At 62.3% G+C, this 19,583-nt stretch carries 21 protein-coding genes and 1 tRNA gene; 4 read left to right on the top strand and 18 right to left on the bottom strand.

Annotation, left to right across the window (positions count from 1 at the left end; translation table 11 throughout):
- Positions 1 to 2: 2 nt before the first annotated feature.
- From hscA to trmJ, 8 genes are all read right to left on the bottom strand, one after another.
- Positions 3 to 1,868 carry a Fe-S protein assembly chaperone HscA gene (hscA, locus tag FS767_RS05005; protein WP_144964430.1) on the bottom strand — a complete coding sequence of 622 codons (1,866 nt, stop codon included), beginning with the start codon at positions 1,866 to 1,868 and terminating at the stop codon, positions 3 to 5.
- A 42-nt stretch (positions 1,869 to 1,910) separates the two neighbouring features.
- Positions 1,911 to 2,432, bottom strand: a complete 522-nt coding sequence (gene hscB / locus FS767_RS05010) for a co-chaperone HscB (RefSeq protein WP_144964431.1) — start codon at positions 2,430 to 2,432, stop codon at positions 1,911 to 1,913.
- Between the two features lie 8 nt (positions 2,433 to 2,440).
- Positions 2,441 to 2,764, bottom strand: a complete 324-nt coding sequence (gene iscA / locus FS767_RS05015; RefSeq protein WP_023533425.1) for an iron-sulfur cluster assembly protein IscA — start codon at positions 2,762 to 2,764, stop codon at positions 2,441 to 2,443.
- Positions 2,765 to 2,793: 29 nt separating this feature from the next.
- A complete protein-coding gene (iscU, locus tag FS767_RS05020) occupies positions 2,794 to 3,180 on the bottom strand; it encodes a Fe-S cluster assembly scaffold IscU (RefSeq protein WP_003248539.1) in 387 nt (128 codons plus the stop codon).
- 46 nt (positions 3,181 to 3,226) lie between these two features.
- Positions 3,227 to 4,441 carry an IscS subfamily cysteine desulfurase gene (locus tag FS767_RS05025; protein ID WP_058637453.1) on the bottom strand — a complete coding sequence of 405 codons (1,215 nt, stop codon included), beginning with the start codon at positions 4,439 to 4,441 and terminating at the stop codon, positions 3,227 to 3,229.
- A gap of 45 nt (positions 4,442 to 4,486) precedes the next feature.
- Positions 4,487 to 4,978, bottom strand: coding sequence for a Fe-S cluster assembly transcriptional regulator IscR (gene iscR, locus FS767_RS05030; RefSeq protein ID WP_023533322.1), 492 nt, complete (start codon positions 4,976 to 4,978; stop codon positions 4,487 to 4,489).
- Positions 4,979 to 5,160: 182 nt separating this feature from the next.
- Positions 5,161 to 5,946: a serine O-acetyltransferase gene (gene cysE / locus FS767_RS05035; RefSeq protein ID WP_023533458.1), complete on the bottom strand. Its 786-nt coding sequence runs from the start codon at positions 5,944 to 5,946 to the stop codon at positions 5,161 to 5,163.
- Between the two features lie 3 nt (positions 5,947 to 5,949).
- A complete protein-coding gene (gene trmJ, locus FS767_RS05040) occupies positions 5,950 to 6,705 on the bottom strand; it encodes a tRNA (cytosine(32)/uridine(32)-2'-O)-methyltransferase TrmJ (RefSeq protein ID WP_144964432.1) in 756 nt (251 codons plus the stop codon).
- Between the two features lie 150 nt (positions 6,706 to 6,855).
- Here trmJ and suhB point away from each other — a divergent pair, with 150 nt between their 5' ends.
- Positions 6,856 to 7,674, top strand: a complete 819-nt coding sequence (suhB, locus tag FS767_RS05045; RefSeq protein WP_144964433.1) for an inositol-phosphate phosphatase — start codon at positions 6,856 to 6,858, stop codon at positions 7,672 to 7,674.
- Positions 7,675 to 7,776: 102 nt separating this feature from the next.
- Here suhB and FS767_RS05050 read toward each other — a convergent pair whose 3' ends face one another.
- From FS767_RS05050 to queA, 6 genes are all read right to left on the bottom strand, one after another.
- A complete protein-coding gene (locus tag FS767_RS05050; protein WP_128610202.1) occupies positions 7,777 to 8,319 on the bottom strand; it encodes a glycine zipper 2TM domain-containing protein in 543 nt (180 codons plus the stop codon).
- A 118-nt stretch (positions 8,320 to 8,437) separates the two neighbouring features.
- Complete coding sequence (secF, locus tag FS767_RS05055) at positions 8,438 to 9,346, bottom strand: protein translocase subunit SecF (RefSeq protein ID WP_058637451.1); 909 nt, start codon at positions 9,344 to 9,346, stop codon at positions 8,438 to 8,440.
- A gap of 10 nt (positions 9,347 to 9,356) precedes the next feature.
- Entirely contained in the window at positions 9,357 to 11,219 is a 1,863-nt protein-coding gene (secD, locus tag FS767_RS05060) for a protein translocase subunit SecD (protein ID WP_144964434.1), read from the bottom strand.
- Positions 11,220 to 11,284: 65 nt separating this feature from the next.
- On the bottom strand, positions 11,285 to 11,620 hold the full coding sequence (gene yajC / locus FS767_RS05065) for a preprotein translocase subunit YajC (RefSeq protein WP_023533309.1): 336 nt from the start codon (positions 11,618 to 11,620) through the stop codon (positions 11,285 to 11,287).
- A 44-nt stretch (positions 11,621 to 11,664) separates the two neighbouring features.
- The gene (tgt, locus tag FS767_RS05070; protein ID WP_167339778.1) at positions 11,665 to 12,780 is read right to left on the bottom strand and encodes a tRNA guanosine(34) transglycosylase Tgt; all 1,116 of its coding nucleotides are present in this window, start codon (positions 12,778 to 12,780) and stop codon (positions 11,665 to 11,667) included.
- A gap of 14 nt (positions 12,781 to 12,794) precedes the next feature.
- A complete protein-coding gene (queA, locus tag FS767_RS05075; RefSeq protein WP_144964436.1) occupies positions 12,795 to 13,844 on the bottom strand; it encodes a tRNA preQ1(34) S-adenosylmethionine ribosyltransferase-isomerase QueA in 1,050 nt (349 codons plus the stop codon).
- 105 nt (positions 13,845 to 13,949) lie between these two features.
- Here queA and FS767_RS05080 point away from each other — a divergent pair.
- Together FS767_RS05080 and FS767_RS05085 are read left to right on the top strand one after the other, a co-directional pair.
- Positions 13,950 to 14,034: transfer RNA gene (locus FS767_RS05080), tRNA-Leu, on the top strand.
- A 279-nt stretch (positions 14,035 to 14,313) separates the two neighbouring features.
- A complete protein-coding gene (locus FS767_RS05085; protein WP_144964466.1) occupies positions 14,314 to 14,961 on the top strand; it encodes a trypsin-like peptidase domain-containing protein in 648 nt (215 codons plus the stop codon).
- Here the strand turns inward: FS767_RS05085 and FS767_RS05090 are convergent, their stop codons facing one another.
- Positions 14,962 to 16,017, bottom strand: coding sequence for a diguanylate cyclase (locus FS767_RS05090; RefSeq protein ID WP_144964437.1), 1,056 nt, complete (start codon positions 16,015 to 16,017; stop codon positions 14,962 to 14,964).
- 245 nt (positions 16,018 to 16,262) lie between these two features.
- Here FS767_RS05090 and FS767_RS05095 point away from each other — a divergent pair, with 245 nt between their 5' ends.
- Positions 16,263 to 17,156 (top strand): bestrophin family protein, encoded by an 894-nt coding sequence (locus tag FS767_RS05095; protein WP_144964438.1) that lies wholly within the window; start codon positions 16,263 to 16,265, stop codon positions 17,154 to 17,156.
- A gap of 33 nt (positions 17,157 to 17,189) precedes the next feature.
- Here FS767_RS05095 and phnE read toward each other — a convergent pair whose 3' ends face one another.
- The 3 genes from phnE to FS767_RS05110 are packed head-to-tail and all read right to left on the bottom strand — an operon-like array spanning position 17,190 to position 19,581.
- Positions 17,190 to 17,957 carry a phosphonate ABC transporter, permease protein PhnE gene (gene phnE, locus FS767_RS05100; protein WP_144964439.1) on the bottom strand — a complete coding sequence of 256 codons (768 nt, stop codon included), beginning with the start codon at positions 17,955 to 17,957 and terminating at the stop codon, positions 17,190 to 17,192.
- Positions 17,954 to 18,781, bottom strand: coding sequence for an ABC transporter permease (locus FS767_RS05105; RefSeq protein WP_144964440.1), 828 nt, complete (start codon positions 18,779 to 18,781; stop codon positions 17,954 to 17,956). The genes phnE and FS767_RS05105 overlap by 4 nt, the downstream gene beginning before the upstream one ends.
- Positions 18,775 to 19,581 (bottom strand): phosphonate ABC transporter ATP-binding protein, encoded by an 807-nt coding sequence (locus tag FS767_RS05110; RefSeq protein WP_256674229.1) that lies wholly within the window; start codon positions 19,579 to 19,581, stop codon positions 18,775 to 18,777. The genes FS767_RS05105 and FS767_RS05110 overlap by 7 nt, the downstream gene beginning before the upstream one ends.
- Positions 19,582 to 19,583 lie beyond the last annotated feature (2 nt).

Genomic DNA, 19,583 nt, shown 5'->3' on the forward strand with positions numbered 1-19,583 from the left:
GGTTACTCCTCGATCTCATTCAGGTTGCGCCCGGCCAGTGCGGCTTTGACCGTCGAATCAAGGCGTCGGGCGGCAAATGCGTCGGTCACCTGCGACAGACGCTTGGTCTGTTGCTCGATGGCAACGCCATCGGTGCCCGCCAGCAAATCACGTAGTTCTTGCATCTGGAATTCAATGGCCTGGCGCTCTTCTTCGCTGAGCAAGCGCTGACCGTCGGCGTCCAGGGCGCCCTGCACCGCTTCGAGCAGCCGCTCGGCGTCCACCTGGTGCTCACGCAACTGGCGGGCCTGCTTGTCGGTACCGGCATGCTCGAAGGAGTCCTTGAGCATGCGCGCGATTTCGCCATCGGTCAGGCCGTAGGACGGCTTGACCTGAATGCTGGCTTCCACGCCTGATGCCAGTTCGCGGGCAGCGACGCTGAGCAGGCCGTCGGCATCGACCTGGAAGGTGACGCGAATTTTCGCCGCCCCTGCCACCATGGCCGGGATGCCGCGCAGTTCAAAGCGCGCCAGTGACCGGCAATCGCTGATCAGTTCGCGCTCGCCCTGCAGCACATGGATCATCATGGCCGACTGGCCGTCTTTGTAGGTGGTGAATTCCTGAGCACGCGCCACCGGGATGGTGGTGTTGCGCGGGATCACTTTCTCCATGAGCCCGCCCATGGTCTCAAGGCCCAGCGACAGTGGAATCACATCGAGCAGCAACAGCTCGCCGCCTTCGCGACGATTGCCGGCCAGGGTATCGGCCTGGATCGCGGCACCGATGGCCACGACCTGATCGGGGTCGATGGAGGTCAGCGGGCTACGACCGAACAGGCCACCGACGGCATCGCGAACACGAGGCACGCGCGTGGAGCCACCTACCATGACCACGGCGCTCACTTCCTCGAGCTCGACACCGCTGTCACGCACGGCACGGCGGCAGGCCTTGAGGCTGCGCGCCACCAGCGGCTCGATCATCGCATCGAAACCGGCACGGGTGAGCTCACCCTGCCAGGCGCCATGGGTGACGCTCACCACCTCGGCATCGGTCAACGCTTCCTTGGCGGCGCAAGCGGTCTGCAGCAGCGCACGCTGGGTAGCCGGATCGAGGTCGGAGGACAGGCCCGCCTGTTCGATGATCCAGCCTGCAATGGCGTGGTCGAAGTCATCGCCACCCAGGGCGGTATCGCCGCCGGTGGCCAGCACCTCGAACACCCCCGCCGTCAGGCGCAGGATGGAGATATCGAAGGTACCGCCACCCAGGTCGTAGATGGCGACCACGCCCTCGGCGTTCTGGTCAAGGCCATAGGCCACGGCGGCAGCAGTGGGCTCGTTGAGCAGACGCAGTACGTTCAGGCCAGCCAGGCGTGCCGCATCTTTGGTGGCTTGGCGCTGGGCGTCGTCGAAATAGGCGGGAACGGTGATCACCGCACCTACCAGTTCACCTCCCAACGTCGCTTCGGCACGCTCGCGCAGCACCTTGAGGATGTCTGCCGACACCTGCACCGGGCTCTTGGGGCCCTGTACCGTGTCGATGAAGGGCATGTGCGATTCGCCACCGACGAAGCGGTAGGGCAACTGCTCGCCCAACTGCTTGACGTCGGCCAGGCCGCGACCCATCAGGCGCTTGACCGACAGCACGGTGTTCAGCGGATCGCTGGAGGCGGCGTCACGCGCTGCTTGCCCGACATCGCTGCCACCAGCTTCGAGGTAACGCACCGCCGAAGGCAGAATCACATTACCTTGCGCATCGGGCAGGGGCTCGCTGACGCCACTGCGCAATGCAGCAACCAGGGAGTTGGTGGTGCCCAGGTCAATCCCTACCGCCAGGCGGCGCTCATGGGGCTGGGGCGTTTGACCGGGTTCGGCAATCTGCAATAGGGCCATGCTTATCTGAATACCTTAGGTGCCATCACGGGCAGCACCGGGTTAATCGTCGAGGCGCTCTTCCAGTTGGCGCACTTCTTGGGCGAGCTTGTCGAGGAATTGCATGCGGCGCATCAGGCGTTCGGCCTGTTCACGCGCGTCGGCAACATCCCAGCAGGCGGCGAAATCCTCGTTGAGCGTGTCCTGAGCAGCCTTCAGGCGCTTCTTGAACACGGCCACGCCATCAAGGTCGGCTTCGTCCTGGAGGTCCTCGAGCTCTTCACGCCACTGCATCTGCTGCAGCAGGAAATCCGGGTCATGGACCGTGACTTCCTGCGGCACTTCGTGGCCACCGATCGCCAACAGGTAGCGCGCACGGCGCGGTGGACTGCGCAGCGTCTGGTAGGCGTCGTTGAGGGCAGCGGATTTCTCCAGCGCGGAGCGTTGCTCGCGCTCGGAGGCGTCGGCAAACCGATCAGGATGGACTTCGCGGGCCAGCTCGCGGTAGCGAGTGGCCAGCATCTCCAGGTCCAGTCGAAAACTCGGCTGCAAGTCAAACAATGCAAAATGACAAGGAGTACCCACGGCCGGCCTCAGACGTTGAAGCTTTCGCCGCAGCCACACTCACCGCGCACGTTGGGGTTGTTGAACTTGAACCCTTCGTTCAACCCTTCCTTGACGAAGTCCAGCTCGGTGCCGTCAAGATAGACCAGGCTCTTGGGATCGATGATCACCTTGACGCCATGGTTCTCGAACACCTGGTCCTCGCCAGCCAGCTCGTCGACGAACTCCAGCACGTAGGCCAGGCCCGAGCAACCGGTGGTGCGTACGCCAAGGCGAATGCCTTCACCCTTGCCACGCCCTTCCAGGGAACGCCGCACATGGTTGGCGGCGGCTTCTGTCATGCTGATAGCCATGAGAACTCCTTACCTTGCAACAGGCGACGTTAGATCAAGCCTTTCTTCTGCTTGTAATCGCGGACAGCGGCCTTGATGGCATCTTCGGCGAGTACCGAGCAGTGGATCTTGACCGGCGGCAACGCCAGTTCTTCAGCCAGCTGCGTGTTCTTGATGGTCTCGGCTTCGTCCAGAGTCTTGCCCTTCATCCACTCGGTGGCCAGGGAGCTGGAAGCGATGGCCGAACCGCAGCCGTAGGTCTTGAACTTGGCGTCTTCGATCACGCCCTGCTCGTTGACCTTGATCTGCAGGCGCATCACGTCGCCACAGGCCGGTGCGCCGACCATGCCGGTACCGACATCCGGGTCCTCGGCGTTCATCTTGCCGACGTTGCGCGGGTTTTCGTAGTGGTCGATGACCTTTTCACTGTATGCCATGGTGCAATTCCTTCCTCATCAGGGAGCCGCTCTTGCCGGCGACTGCTTAGTGGGCGGCCCACTCGATCTTGGAGATGTCGACGCCGTCTTTGTACATGTCCCAGAGTGGGGACAGTTCACGCAGCTTGTTCACGGCCTCGCAGACTTTCTGCGCGGCGTAGTCAACTTCTTCTTCGGTGGTGAAGCGGCCGAAGGAGAAGCGGATGGAGCTGTGTGCCAGCTCGTCGTTACGGCCCAGTGCACGCAGCACGTAGGACGGCTCGAGCGAGGCGGAGGTGCATGCCGAGCCGGACGAGACGGCGATGTCCTTGAGCGACATCAGCAGCGATTCGCCCTCGACATAGTTGAAGCTCAGGTTCAGGTTGTGCGGCACGCGAGCAGTCAGGCTGCCGTTGACGTACAGCTCTTCGAGGCTGGAGACCTGCTTGAAGAAGCGGTCGCTCAAGGCCTTGATGCGTGCGTTTTCAGCCGCCATGTCCTGCTTGGCAATGGCGAATGCCTCGCCCATGCCGACAATCTGGTGAGTCGGCAGCGTGCCCGAACGCATGCCGCGCTCATGACCACCGCCGTGCATGGCTGCCTCAAGGCGTACCCGCGGCTTGCGGCTGACATAGAGCGCGCCGATCCCCTTGGGGCCGTAGACCTTGTGCGCGGAGAACGACATCAGGTCGACCTTGAGCTTCTGCAGGTCGATTTCGACCTTGCCGGCAGACTGAGCGGCATCGACATGGAACAGCACGCCGCGCGAACGGGTCAGTTCACCGATGGCGGCGATGTCGTTGATCGAGCCGACTTCGTTGTTCACGTGCATCAGCGAGACCAGGATAGTGTCGTCACGCAAGACCGCCTCGACCATGGCCGGGGTGACGATGCCATCTTCGCCCGGTTCCAGGTAGGTGACCTCGAACCCCTCACGCTCGAGCTGGCGAGCGGTATCAAGTACCGCCTTGTGCTCGATCTTGGAGGTGATGATGTGCTTGCCCTTGGTCTGATAGAAGTGCGCAACACCCTTCAGGGCCAGGTTGTCGGACTCGGTGGCACCGCTGGTCCAGACGATTTCGCGCGGGTCGGCATTGATCAGCTCGGCGACCTGGCGGCGACCGTTCTCCACCGCTTCCTCGGCCTTCCAGCCAAACACATGGGAACGCGAAGCCGGGTTACCGAAGTTACCGTCGGCCGTCAGGCACTCGGCCATCTTCTGGGCTACGCGTGGATCGACCGGGGTGGTCGCGGAGTAATCGAGGTAGATCGGCAACTTCATTTTTCTCTCCTATCAGGCGGTGGCGTCGCTCGTCGTCCCGAAGGATCAATCGACGGCGGACGTCTCAATCTTGTCCAGCGGGGCAGACAGACCGGCGACGCGACGCAGGTCCTGGCGCTGGGCGACTTCCTGCACCTCGCGGCGCATGACGAGGTCGGCCAGACTGATGCCACTGAGGAACTCGTGGATCTGCTGACTGAGGTCGCACCACAGGTGGTGGGTCAGGCAGGTATCACCGGCATGGCAGTCCCCGAGCCCTTGGCAGCGGGTGGCATCGACCGACTCGTTGACCGCGTCGATGACCTGGGCGACCTGGATGGTTTCCATGCCGCGCGACAGCTGATAGCCGCCACCGGGGCCGCGAACACTGGAAACCAGGCTACTGCGGCGCAGCTTGGCGAACAGCTGTTCCAGATAGGAAAGGGATATGCCCTGGCGCTCGGAGATGTCGGCCAAAGACACCGGCCCATGCTGCGCGTGCAACGCCAGGTCGAGCATGGCAGTCACGGCGTATCGGCCTTTGGTAGTCAGTCGCATGGCTATTGGGTACCACGGGAGTTACGGGATGTGTGCAAGTATGCTATTCCCGAGCATTTAAGTCAACTATTAGACCTAGTGCCTTAGTCGGGTTTGCATGAGGGGAGGCGGCCGCGATTGTAGCAGACACGGGGGCGATAACACACGCCCCTGAGCCAGACACCGCGCCTGGCGCGGCGGTATCAATGCGGCTGGATGTCGCGCTTGGCCAACTGCGCCTGTTCGGTGAAGTCATCTTCTGGCAGCGCAGGAAGCTCCTTGGCACAGTAATCGCTGCCCATTCGCGTGAGCGCCCCGCACATACCCTCCAGGCGCTCATCGACGGCCTGCAGGTGATCGAGCATCTGGCCAATGGCGCGGGCGACCGGGTCAGGCATATCGCCACTGACCCCATAGGCATCGAAACCGATTTTCTCGGCCATGGCCTTGCGCCGCGCCTCGACATCGCCCTGCTCGTCCTTGACGATGATGCGCCCGGGGATGCCGACAGCCGTCGCACCGGCGGGCACGGCCTTGGTCACGACCGCGTTGGAACCGATCTTGGCCCCCGCACCCACGGTGAATGGCCCCAGCACCTTCGCCCCTGCCCCGACCACCACGCCGTCTTCGAGCGTTGGGTGGCGCTTGCCTTTATTCCAGCTGGTACCGCCCAGCGTTACGCCTTGGTAGAGCGTGACGTCGTCACCAATCTCGGCGGTTTCGCCAATGACGATGCCCATGCCGTGGTCGATGAAGAACCGCCGACCGATGGTGGCGCCCGGGTGAATCTCGATACCGGTCAGCCAGCGACCGAAGTTGGACACCAAGCGTGCCAGCCACTTGAAATCCCGCCGCCACAGGGCATTGCCCAACCGGTGCAGCCAGATGGCATGCATGCCAGGGTAGCAGGTCAGCACCTCGAAAGCGTTGCGCGCCGCCGGGTCACGGTGGAATACACTTTGAATATCTTCACGCAGACGTTCCAGCATCTGTCAGTCCTTCCGTTTATGCGGCTCACCCCGGACCACTTTCTGGGTCTCGGTAAGAATGCCGCGCAAAATGCTCATTTCCGTGCGCTCCACTGCCACCCGACCATATAGCCGGCGAAGACGCGGCATCAGGTGCTTGGGCTTTTCGGGGTCAAGGAAACCAATGCCAACCAGGGTTTTCTCCAGGTGGTCGTAGAACAGCTCCATCTCATCCATCGTCGCCAAGGCGTCGGCATCGGGCTTCTCGACCTGGGCCGGCGAGCGGTCGGTCGCAAGGCTGGCCATGCGCACTTCATAGGCAAGCACCTGAACGGCTGCAGCCAGGTTCAGCGAACTGAAGTCCGGGTTGGACGGAATATGCACATGGAAGTGACATCGCTGCAGCTCTTCGTTGGTTAGCCCGGCATGCTCGCGCCCGAACACCAGGGCGATCTGCTCGCCCCCGGCGGCGTGCTGCACTGCCTTGTCGCCGCACTCCCGAGGGCCGATGAGCGGCCATGGGATGCTGCGCTCGCGTGCGCTAGTACCCATCACCAGGTTGCAGCCGACCAACGCCTGCTCCAGGCTGTCGACAACGACGGCGTCATTGAGCACATCGTCCGCGCCGGAAGCGCGAGCACTGGCCTCTTCGGCAGGAAACTGCCTGGGCTGCACCAGCACCAGACGCGACAAGCCCATGTTCTTCATGGCGCGCGCAGCGCCGCCGATATTGCCGGGGTGGCTGGTATTGACCAGCACGACACGAATATTCTGCAGCAAGGTCTCGTGCTCACAGTGGCGGAAATCAGGGCCTGGAATCTTACAGAACCGACAGGCGTAACGCCACGCACGCGAATGCGCACTTCTGCCGCCCTGTTTTTCTGATAGAATGTTCGGCTTTCTTCTTTAACATCTCCAGGTGACCCGCCCATGCAGCCTATGCTGAATATCGCCCTGCGCGCCGCTCGCAGCGCCAGTGAACTGATCTTCCGCTCCATCGAACGCCTGGATAGCATCAAGGTCGATGAGAAAGAGGCCAAGGACTACGTTTCCGAAGTCGATCGCGCCGCCGAGCAGAGCATCGTCAATGCTCTGCGCAAGGCCTACCCGAACCACTCCATCCTGGGCGAGGAAACCGGCCTGCACGCCGGCTCCGGCGAAGAAGGCAAGGACTACCTGTGGGTCATCGACCCGCTGGACGGGACCACCAACTTCCTGCGCGGCATTCCGCACTTCGCCGTCAGCATCGCCTGCAAGTACCGTGGCCGCCTCGAACACGCCGTGATCGTCGACCCGGTTCGCCAGGAAGAATTCACCGCCAGCCGTGGCCGTGGCGCCCAGCTCAATGGTCGCCGCGTGCGCGTCAGCTCGCGTACCAGCCTGGACGGTGCCCTGCTGGGCACCGGCTTCCCGTTCCGGGACAACCAGATGGCCGACCTGGACAACTACCTGGGCATGTTCCGTAGCCTGATCGGCCAGACCGCCGGCATTCGCCGCGCTGGCTCAGCGAGCCTTGACCTGGCCTATGTTGCCGCAGGCCGTTTCGATGCATTCTGGGAGTCGGGCCTTTCCGAATGGGACATGGCCGCAGGCGTGCTCCTGATTCAAGAAGCGGGCGGCCTGGTGAGCGACTTCAATGGCGGCCATGACTTCCTCGACAAAGGCCACATCGTCGCCGGCAACATCAAGTGCTTCAAGGCAGTACTGACTGCCATCCAACCGCACCTGCCAGAAAGCATGAAGCGTTGAACATTTGACGCAGGAAAACAAAAGCACCCCTCGGGGTGCTTTTTTTATGCCTGCCAGCCATGCATCAGTGGCCCCGGCACAGGGCCAAAGCCGGCAGCAAGATCACTGACCCGCGTCGCTGAGAATCAGCTTGCCATTCTTGTCCACTGGAATGGTAGACCCTGGCTCACGGTTCATTTTCACCTGGCCGACCTGATCGCCGATGGTGTACTTGACGTTGTAGCCCACCACTTTTTCACTGACGTCATTGACCGTGTTGCAGCGGGTCTGGGTCGTGGTGTAGGTATCACGCTGCTGCATGCCCTCCTGCACCTTGTTGCCCGCATAACCACCACCCACAGCACCGGCCACGGTCGCGATTTTCTTGCCGGTGCCGCCGCCGATCTGGTTGCCCAAAAGGCCACCGGCCAGCGCGCCGACCACGGTGCCGGCGATCTGATGCTGATCCTTGACCGGCGCCTGGCGAGTAACGGTCACGTCCTTGCACACTTCGCGCGGGGTCTTGACCTGCTGCTTGATCGGCTGCACGTCGGTGACCTGAGCATACTCAGGCCCTTTGTTCACCAAGCTGTAGGTCGCCACAGCACCTCCGGCAGTGACACCGACAGCACCTAGCACCGCACCCACCAGCATTGATTTATTCACGTGAACCTCCTGATCATACATACGGGACTTGGCCCGCTTTCTCCTTGCCTTGGAGCAAAAAAAAGGGCGCGAGTTCAACACTCGCGCCCTGTCGTCCGCCAAGCGGAGCGTCAGTGGGTCATGGACGGTCGTCCACACCCTCGGTCTTGGCCGGCGGAATCAGGTCTTCGCTGTTCAGGTTGAGCCAGATCAGCACCACGTTGGCGATATAGATCGACGAGTAGGTACCGGCCATGACGCCGATGAACAGTGCCAGCGAGAAGCCAAACAGGTTGTCACCGCCGAAGAACAGCAAGGCGGCAATGGCCAGCAAGGTGGACACCGAAGTCGCCACGGTACGCAGCAACGTCTGGGTGGTGGAGACGTTGATGTTTTCGATCAGAGACGCCTTGCGCATGACCCGGAAGTTCTCGCGCACCCGGTCGAACACGACAATGGTGTCGTTGAGCGAGTAGCCGATAATGGCCAGCACCGCCGCCAGCACCGTCAGGTCGAAGGTGATCTGGAAGAACGACAGAATGCCCAGGGTCACGATCACGTCGTGGATCAGCGAGATGATGGCCCCCACAGCGAATTTCCACTGGAAGCGGAACGCCAGGTAGATAAGGATGCCACCCAGCGCCAGGAGCATGCCCATGCCGCCCTGGTCACGCAGCTCTTCACCCACCTGCGGGCCGACGAACTCGACACGCTTGACGGTGGCAGGGTTGTCACCGCCTGCCTTCTGCAGGGCCGCGGCTACCTTGTTGCCCAGCTGCGGGTCGTCACCCGGCATGCGCACGAGCAGGTCGGTGGTGGCACCGAAGCTCTGCACCACCGCCTCGTGGAAACCCGACTCGACCAGCTCGGCCCGCACCGCCTTGAGATCGGCCGGGCGCTCGTAGGTCAGCTCGATCAACGTGCCGCCGGTGAAGTCCAGGCCAAAGTTCAGGCCCTTTTGCCACCAGCTGAACAGGGCCAGCACGGTGAGCAGTACGGTGACGCCGAAGGCGACATTGCGTACGCCCATGAAATTGATGGTTTTCATCGCAGCTCCCTCAAACCCACAGCTTCTTGATGTCACGCCCGCCACAGGTCAGGTTGACCAAGGCACGGGTGACCATCACAGCAGTGAACATCGACGTGAAAATCCCGAGGGACATGGTGACCGCAAAGCCTTTTACCGGCCCGGTGCCCATGGCGAACAGGATGCCGCCCACGAGCAGGGTAGTCAGGTTGGCATCGACGATGGCCGAATAGGCGCGGTTGAAACCTTCATGAATGGCGCGCTGAACCGACATGCCCGCAGCCAACTCTTCACGGATCCGCGAGAAGATAAGCACGTTGGCATCCACCGCCATGCCCATGGTGAGCACGATGCCCGCGATGCCTGGCAATGTCAGCGTAGCGCCCAACAAGGACATCAACGCCAGCAGCAACACCATGTTGCCGGCAAGGGCGATCGTGGCCAGCACACCGAAGGCTCGGTAGATCGCGATGATGAACAGCGAGACGAACAGCATGCCCCACAGCGAGGCGTGGACACCCTTGGTAATGTTGTCAGCACCCAGGCTTGGGCCGATGGTACGCTCTTCGGCAAAGTACATCGGTGCAGCCAGGCCGCCGGCACGCAGCAGCAGGGCCAGCTCGGACGATTCGCCCTGACCGTTCAGCCCCGTGATACGGAACTGGCTACCCAGCGGCGACTGGATGGTCGCCAGGCTGATGATCTTCTTCTCTTCCTGGAAGCTCTGGACCGCAACGTCCTTTTCGACGCCATTGACGGTCTGCTTCTCGTAGCGGGTGACAGGCTTCTGCTCGATGAAGATCACCGCCATGCTGCGACCGACGTTGCTACGCGTCGCGCGGCTCATCAGTTCGCCGCCATGCCCGTCCAGGCGAATGTTCACCTGCGGGCGGCCATGCTCATCGAAGCTGGCCTGGGCGTCGGTCACCTGGTCACCGGTGATGATCAGGCCACGCTCGACGGGCGCCGAACGCCCCCCCTCACGGAACTCGAACACTTCGGTGGTGGCTTTGGACGCGCCCGGCTCGGCACCGAAACGGAACTCCAGGTTAGCCGTCTTGCCCAGGATACGCTTGGCTTCGGCGGTGTCCTGCACACCTGGCAGCTCGACCACGATGCGGTTGGCGCCCTGGCGCTGCACCAGCGGCTCGGCGACGCCCAGCTCGTTGACACGGTTGCGCACGGTGGTGAGGTTCTGCTTGATCGAGTATTCGCGAATCTCGGCCACTTTCGCCTGAGACAGCGCCAGACGCAGCACGGCGAGGTCGTTGCGCTCGGTGGTGGTCAGGTCGAAATCGTTGAAATTCTTGCGGATCAGGGCGCGTGCCTGTTCGCGTGTAGCGTTGTCAGCAAAGCCGAGCATGATGCCGCCGTCCTGCTGCGGCAGGCTGCGGTAGCGGACCCGCTCCTTGCGCAGCAAGGTCTTGACCTCGCCTTCATAGACTTTCATGCGGGCGCTCATGGCCTTGTCCATGTCCACTTCCAGCAGGAAGTGCACGCCACCGGACAGGTCCAGGCCCAGCTTCATGGGGCTGGCACCCAGGTTGCGCAACCACTGCGGGGTGGTTTGTGCCAAGTTCAGCGCCACGACATAGTCATCGCCCAGCGCCTTGCGCACCACATCCTTGGCGGGCAGCTGGTCTTCCTGATTGGTCAGACGAATCAGGCCACTGCCCTTCTCACCCAGGCTTACGCCTTTGACTGGGATGTTTGCATCGACCAGCGCCTTGCTGACGCGATCGAGATCGGCCTGGTTGACCTGCAGCGCCGAACTGGCACCGCTGATCTGCACGGCCGGGTCATCCGGGTAGAGGTTGGGAGCGGAATAAATGAAACCGATCGCCAGTACCAGCAGGATCAGTGCGTATTTCCACAGAGGGTATTTGTTCAGCATCACGCCGCCCGTTCAAGACGCGGGGCGCGTTGCGCGCCCCGACTGGAAAAAATGAAACCGGTAACTCAGATAGCCTTGAGCGTACCTTTTGGCAGGGTCGCGGCAATGGCGCCCTTCTGGAACTTCAGCTCGACAGTGTCGGACACTTCCAGCACCACGAAATCATCGGCCACTTTGACGATCTTGCCGGCAATACCGCCGTTGGTGACAACTTCGTCACCTTTTTGCAAGTTGCCCAGCAGGTTCTTCTGCTCTTTGGCGCGCTTGGCCTGTGGACGCCAGATCATCAGGTAGAAGATGACCAGGAAACCAACCAGGAAAATCCACTCGAAACCAGTACCGGCGGGGCCGGCGGCAGGGGCTGCAGCGTCCGCGTATGCGGCGGGGATCAAGAAGCTCATGGGTGCACTCCTAATGCAAATATTTTAATAATGGATGCAGACAGTCAGTCCAAGGGCGGTACAACAAGCCCGCGCTTGGCGTAGAAGGCGTCGACGAAGGCGGCCAATTTACCTTGTTGAATAGCCTCGCGTAAACCGGCCATCAAGCGCTGGTAATGGCGCAAGTTATGGATGGTATTCAACATGCTGCTGAGCATTTCGCCGCACTTGTCCAGGTGATGCAGATAGGCGCGGGAGAAGTTGCTGCAGGTGTAGCAGTCACAGGTCGGATCCAGTGGCGATTCATCATGGCGATGGAACGCGTTGCGGATCTTGATCACCCCCGTGTCGACGAACAGGTGCCCGTTGCGCGCATTGCGCGTAGGCATCACGCAGTCGAACATGTCGACGCCGCGGCGCACACCCTCAACGAGATCCTCCGGTTTGCCTACCCCCATAAGGTAACGAGGTTTGTCAGCCGGCATTTGCCCTGGCAAGTAGTCCAGCACCTTGATCATCTCGTGCTTGGGCTCACCCACCGACAGGCCGCCGATGGCCAGTCCGTCGAAGCCGATGTTCTCGAGCCCCTCCAGCGAGCGCATGCGCAGGTCCTGGTACATGCCGCCCTGAACGATGCCGAACAGCGCGGCGGTGTTGTCGCCATGGGCGTTCTTCGAGCGCTGGGCCCAGCGCAGCGACAGCTCCATGGAGGTACGGGCGATGTCGTGCTCGGCAGGGTACGGGGTGCACTCGTCGAAGATCATCACCACGTCCGAGCCCAGGTCACGCTGCACCTGCATGGATTCTTCCGGGCCCATGAACACCTTGGAGCCGTCCACGGGAGAGGCGAAGGTCACGCCTTCTTCCTTGATCTTGCGCATGGCGCCCAGGCTGAAGACCTGGAAGCCACCGGAATCGGTAAGAATCGGGCCTTTCCACTGCATGAAATCGTGCAGGCCGTTGTGCTTCTTGATTACCTCGGTGCCTGGGCGCAGCCACAGGTGGAAGGTGTTGCCCAGGATCATCTCGGCGCCAATGGCCTCGATGTCACGGGGCAGCATGCCCTTGACCGTGCCGTAGGTGCCCACCGGCATGAACGCCGGGGTTTCGACCGTGCCACGGGGGAAGGTGATGCGGCCACGACGGGCCTTGCCGTCGGTGGCCAGCAGTTCGAAGGACATTCGGCAGGTGCGACTCATGCTTGCTCCTCGGGGCCGCGAGGCGCCGGATTGCGGGTGATGAACATGGCATCACCGTAACTGAAGAAGCGGTACCCCTGCTCGACCGCCGCCGCGTAGGCAGCCATGGTCTCGGGGTAACCGGCGAAGGCCGAGACCAGCATCAGCAGCGTGGACTCGGGCAGGTGGAAGTTGGTGACCAGCGCATCGACCACGTGGAACGGGCGACCGGGGTAGATGAAGATATCGGTGTCACCGCTGAAGGGCTTGAGCTGGCCATCACGGGCGGCGCTTTCGAGCGACCGCACACTGGTGGTGCCCACGGCGATCACACGCCCGCCACGGGCGCGGCAGGCCTCGATGGCATCGACCACAGCCTGGCCCACTTCGAGCCATTCCTTATGCATGTGGTGGTCTTCGATCTTGTCGACCCGCACTGGCTGGAATGTGCCGGCCCCCACGTGGAGGGTAACGAACGCCTGCTCTACCCCCTTGGCGGCGATCTGCTCGAGCAGCGCTTCGTCGAAATGCAGGCCCGCCGTGGGGGCGGCGACAGCACCTGCCTTTTCGGCGTAGACCGTCTGGTAGCGCTCCCGGTCGGCGCCTTCGTCAGGGCGATCGATGTAGGGCGGCAGCGGCATGTGACCAACCCGGTCGAGCAGCGGCAACACCTCTTCGGTGAAACGCAGCTCGAACAAGGTGTCATGGCGCGCGACCATTTCAGCTTCACCACCGCCGTCCACCAGAATGACCGCGCCCACCTTGGGCGCCTTGCTCGCCCGCACGTGAGCCAGCACGCGATGGCTGTCGAGCACGCGCTCGACCAGCATTTCAAGCTTGCCCCCGGACGCCTTCTGGCCGAACAGCCGTGCCGGAATGACCCGGGTGTTGTTGAACACCATCAGGTCGCCAGGGCGCAGGTAGCCGAGCAGGTCGGGGAATTGCCGGTGCTCGAGGGCACCGCTTGGCCCATCGAGCACCAGCAGGCGGCTGCCATGGCGCTCGGCCAACGGATGGCGGGCGATCAGGGAATCGGGAAGTTCGAAGGAGAAATCGGCAACGCGCATGATGATGTTCGGTTCGGCAGGGCCGGGAAGTTTAGCCCAAGGAATGAAAATTGACCATGAAAGACGATTGACCGACCGACGGCACCTCTCTATACTGCGCGCCACGCCCTGATGGCGGAATTGGTAGACGCGGCGGATTCAAAATCCGTTTTCGAAAGGAGTGGGAGTTCGAGTCTCCCTCGGGGCACCAAATCCGAAAAAGCCGACCTTAGATGGTCGGCTTTTTTTTGCGCCGTGAAAACCGCTCAGTGCATCACATTTGCCTGGCGTCAGCCCATTGATTCGCTGGTGCCTGACCATGCAGCAATGCTATTGGCCAGTGGCCAGCCCCCCCGCCTACCCTCACTTCGTCGGATAACAGCCGAACGCGTTGCCTAACTGATGGCATTTAGCCATAGTGCGGCTCCCCTCAACCCCTCCCCCCCTCGTGTGATCAATGAAAACAACCGCGCCCTGTATGGCGGCAATGATGCTGCTAAGTGGGTGCAATGGAGTGCCAACGTCCTACGTTTCAGACCCGGTCTACAGTCAAGCTTTCGTGGTGACGTCCGGAGCGCCGCTGCCCATGCTGCTGATGGCAAGCGCCATCCAGTGGAACGCGGATTATGCAGTCACCGCCAAACACACCCCTTTCCTGCGCAACGTGGTCCATGAAGGCCTGGGCGATGTGGTGTTCTTCAAGCACAAAGCCAGCCAAATACCGCACTGGCGCCAATATGTGCCCGGGGAAGCGGTCACAGCAGTGGGCTACAACAGCTTGATGATGCCCATGCAGGGTAAGGGCCATGCGCTCTCGTCACTGGTCCGGCTCGATGGCACCCCTGGTAGCGTGTTCTATTCGGTGCACGACGGGCCGATCACCAAGGGGATGTCTGGCGGCCCGGTATTCGCCGATGACGGTAACGTGGTAGGCATCAACATCGCCATCATCCCCACCAGCGGCATTGATGCCGTCAGACGACCGGACCTGGTGGGCAAGGACCGGGTCAGCGTGTTCATGTCCTTCAGCGAGATTGACAAGGAATGGCGGCGCTACCAGTACATGCTGGCGCGCAAGTCCAAACCCCAGGCCCCAACATCGATCAAGGGCTTTGTGGCCGTTGCTGCAAAACCCTGATCAGGCAGGCTCAGAGGCCTGGGGCGCCAGGACGATGCAATTTCGCCCGGCGCGCTTGGCGGCATACAACGCCATATCGGCGGCATGCAGCCAGGCTTGGGCATCGGTAATGCCTGCATGGTAAGGGGCGATGCCGATGCTCAGGCTCAGGTTGAGGTGCGGCAGCGCTGGGTCGCGGAACGCCTCCACGGCCAGGCGCAGCCGCTCTAGCACTTCTCTGGCCTGCCCTGGCGTCGTATCGGGCAGCATCACGCAGAATTCGTCCCCTCCATAGCGCGCCGCAGGGTCTTGCTTGCGCAGGTGCAAGGAAAGCGTGGCACTGATCACCCGCAGGATGTTGTCACCCACCTGATGGCCATGACGGTCATTGACCTGCTTGAAGTGGTCGACGTCGATCAGGGCAAGGCAACTGCTCCCGGCGCTGGCTCGGCAACGAGCGAACTCACGCTGTAGCAGTTCCTGCCAAGCCCCGTGATTGCTCAAGCCCGTGAGGCTGTCGGTCTGGCTCAGGCGGGCCAGTGCACGTTTATGCTGGCCCAATTGGACGGTCACCTGATAGCAGATCATGCCGATGGCCATGGGGTAGATCAGCAGGATCGGCAGGCACGCCAGCATCTGCGCCTGCGTGGTGACCGGAAAAAGCGGCGGCGCGAACAGCCATAGGCCCAGGGCGATGCCGATGCCTTGGGCAAGTACCGTTTTGAGGAACAGGGGCCAGCCACCTGCCGCGATCTTGTCCATGGCGATCATCGACAGGATGATCACGCTGGGCAGTGGATTGAGCCCCATGACACCCGCCCAGCAACCCCCGGCGAATCCATCGACCACCAAGTTGCGCTGCTCGGCCTTGTAGGGCTGGGCCGATACCCGAGCAATCTGAAACGCCAGGTGCGGCCAGACAAAACCGTGTGCCAGTAGCAACGCCCACACCCACCCCCCTGGCTGCAATGGCGCGATGCCGATCAGCACACAAAAAAAGCCTAGGCCAGTTCCGATGGCGCGTGGGGCATACATGCGTTTGGCGAAGGAAAGGCCCGTGCCGGTGCGCTCGATCATGGTGGGATACCGAGAAGATAAGGCTGAAGGTGCACGGTACAACTGCGACGCATGTGCATGCTGAGGCAAGGCATTGTGCCACCATCCAAATCAGGCCGGCAAACGCGTCTGGATGAAATGCACCCCTCCATTCGGATGTCACGCCAGCACCTGTCAGCACCACATGCGTTGCAACAACCTCCTGCAGAACCTTCGGCGCGAGCCGACGTCCCATCCAAGGTCCTGAACCCCTTAAGGTGCGCCATTTGAGAGACGTCATCATCCGCAAATACCGCTTGGTCGTGAAAACCTTCGGCTACATCGGTTGGTCACTGTTCTGGCTGCTGATCTGGGACGTATTGGTCACCATTGATTTCATGCTGTTTCTCAACAGCAAGTTCACCCTGCCCTTGATCCCGCTTTCGTTGATGGGTTCGGCGCTGGTCGTGCTGGTGAGCTTTCGCAACAGCAGCGCCTACAACCGCTGGTGGGAAGCACGTACCTTGTGGGGTGCCCTGGTCAACAGTTCCCGCAGCTTTGCCCGCCAGACGCTGACCCTGATCGATGACCCCGACGATGGGCTCAATCCGGTCAAGGCGACCCTGCTGCGTCGGCACATCGCCTACATCAACTGCCTGGCGGCGCACCTGAAAGGGGAGAAATGCCCGCAGGAGCTGGTGGCGTTTATCCCTGAGGCAGAATTTGAGCGGCACCACGGCTCCAACAATTTTGCCAATGACATCTTGAGTGGTTCGGCCACGTTACTGGCCAGGGAATATCAGGAGGGCCGGCTGGACAGCATCCGCTTGGCTCGCCTTGAGTCCACGCTGGTGGACTTGTCCAATGCACAAGGGGGCATGGAGCGAATCGCCAATACGCCACTGCCCTACCCTTATGTCTATTTCCCCCGGTTGTTCATCACGCTGTTCTGCCTGATCGTACCGGTCGGCCTGGTGGAGTCGCTGGAATGGTTCACGCCCCTGGCCTCCACGGTTGTAGGCTTCATGCTGCTGGCAATCGAGCGCATCGGTACCGACCTGCAGAGCCCATTCCGCTTCAGCGAACACCAGATACAGATGGATACCATCTGCGAGACGATCGAGCGCAACCTGGAATCGATGCAGCGCGGGGCGCAATCGGCCGAGGCCGTGAGCGCTTGAGAACAGGCAGCGGCCGCAGGGCCGCTGGCCTGATCAGGCCCTTACGAAACGCTGGCGCAGTACATCACTGAGCGCATCGACCAGGAACACCAGCACCAGCATCCCGATGATCACCGTACTGGCCTGGGCCTCCTGAAACAGACTCAAGGTGGTATAGAGCATCTGCCCCAAGCCTCCAGCCCCCACAAAGCCCAGCACACTGGCCATGCGTATATTGTTTTCCCAACGGTACAAGCTATAGGCCAGCAACTGCGGCCACAGGTTAGGCAAGGTACCGTAGCAGAATGCTGCGACCTGCCCCGCGCCTTGCAGGCGAATGGCTGCGGCAGGCTCAGGCGAGGCATTTTCCAGCGCCTCGGCAAACAGACGCCCCAGTACGCCGGCGGTGTGCAGCGCCAACGCCAGGGTGCCAGCGTTTGGCCCAAGTCCAGCTGCCAGCACCGTCAGCGCGGCCCACACCAGCTCCGGAATGGCGCGCAGCGCATTGAGCAGCAACCGGGCCAGCCCCTGCAACGGCCAGCCAAACCGGCCCGCCGCCGGCAGCGCCAGCAACAGGCCCATGACGACGGCCAGCAACGTGCCGATACCGGACATGGCCAGGGTTTCCAACGCGCCATGCGCCACCGCACGCAGATGCTCGCTGGACAGGTCCGGGGTCAGGAACCGTCCGGCATACTCACCCATCTGGGCCAGCCCACCATTGCCGATCAACGCCCCGAAATCCAACCCCAAATAGGCGAACGAAGCGACGATGGCTGCCAGCAGCGCGGCCAACAGGGCCAGGTTGATCAGCCGATTCATGCAAGCCTCCCGCGCAATAGGCGGCTGAGCCCATCGGCAAGCATCACCAGGGCCAGGAACGTCAACAACATGCTCGCTACCTCGGCGCCAGCGAACATGCGCATGGACAGGTCGATCTGCTGACCCAGCCCGCCGGCCCCCACGAACCCCATCACCACCGATGCCCGTACTGCACATTCCCACCGGTATACCGTGTAGGACACCGCTTCGCTGACGGCATTGGGAAGGATGCCGTAGAAAAAGGCGGCCAGCCGCCCACTGCCCGCCTGCAACAAGGCGTGGGCAGGCCGCTGGTCCACCGATTCGAAGATTTCCGCATACACCTTGCCCAGCATGCCGCTGTAGGTAATGGCGATTGCCAGCACCCCGGCCGTGGGCCCGAGGCCTACGGCGCGCACGAACAACAGTGCCCAGACGATCTCAGGCACGCTGCGCAGGAAGATCAGCACGCCCCGTACGGGCAGCCGCACTAGGCGCGACAAGGCTCCCGGGCGCCCGCTACGTGAGGCAGCGCTCAGGGACAAGGCGCGGCTGGCCAGCAACCCTGCCGGCACGGCCAGCAGCCAGGCTAGCGCCATGCCGGCTGTGGCCACAGCCAAGGTTTGCAGGGTGGCCTCAAGCAATAGCTCGAGAAAGTCGCGCTCATGTGCAGGTGGCCAGAATGCACCCGTGAAACTCGCCATCTGCTCGCGGTTTTCGGCCTGCAACAGCACGGCCGGGTTCAGCTCGCTCAATTGAATGCCCGGCCACAGGACCGCAATGGCCAGCAACCCGATCAGTATCCTTGGCATCATTGCCGGATCACGTTGACTGGCGTTCAGCATCTGGGCAACTGCACGTGGGGGCTTGCATTAACGCCGTGCTTGGCCAGCAGCTGCTCGTTGGCATACAGCGCCTGCAGCAGCTCTTCGGTCACAGCCTCGGCTGGGCAATCAAACAGCACCTGCCCTTCGCGTATGCCGATCACCCGGGGAAAGTGGGCCAGAGCCAATTCGACCGCATGCAGGCTGGCTACCAGCGCCACGCCAGTGGCCTGGGCATGCCGGTTAAGCAGCGTCAGGCTGTGATCGGCCAATACCGGGTCCATCGCCGACACAGGCTCGTCGGCGAGCATGATACGAGGCTGCTGATACAGCACCCGCGCAATACCCACCCGCTGAAGCTGGCCACCGGACAGTTGACCGCACTGCACGAACAGCTTGTCTGCTAGCCCCAGTTCGGCCAAGGCCTGGCGCGCACCAGGCACATCGCAGGGATACAGCAGGTTGAGCAGGCTGCGACCAAGCCCCCACCGGCCTAGACGGCCCGCCAGCACGGCAGTGACCACCCGCTGGCGCGGCGGCAGTGGCGGCGCCTGGTGAACCAGACCTACCTGGGCCCGCAGGCGTTGCCGGGCCCCTGCCGACAACGCCCATGGCTGCTGCCCGAGCACCTCCAGACGGCCGCTGCTCGGCCTGGTCGCCGTGGCCATCAGGTGCAGCAAGCTGGACTTGCCCGCCCCCGATGGGCCGATGATGGCGACGCGCTCAGCCTGCGCGATGCGCAAGGTCACGCCCTCCAGGGCGCGCACCGCGCCATGCCGCAAGCTTGCGCCTTGCAGCGCGATGACTGCCTCAGAAGGCACGG

The organism is Pseudomonas sp. DE0010, assembly GCF_007680745.1.
GTDB lineage: Bacteria > Pseudomonadota > Gammaproteobacteria > Pseudomonadales > Pseudomonadaceae > Aquipseudomonas > Aquipseudomonas parafulva_B.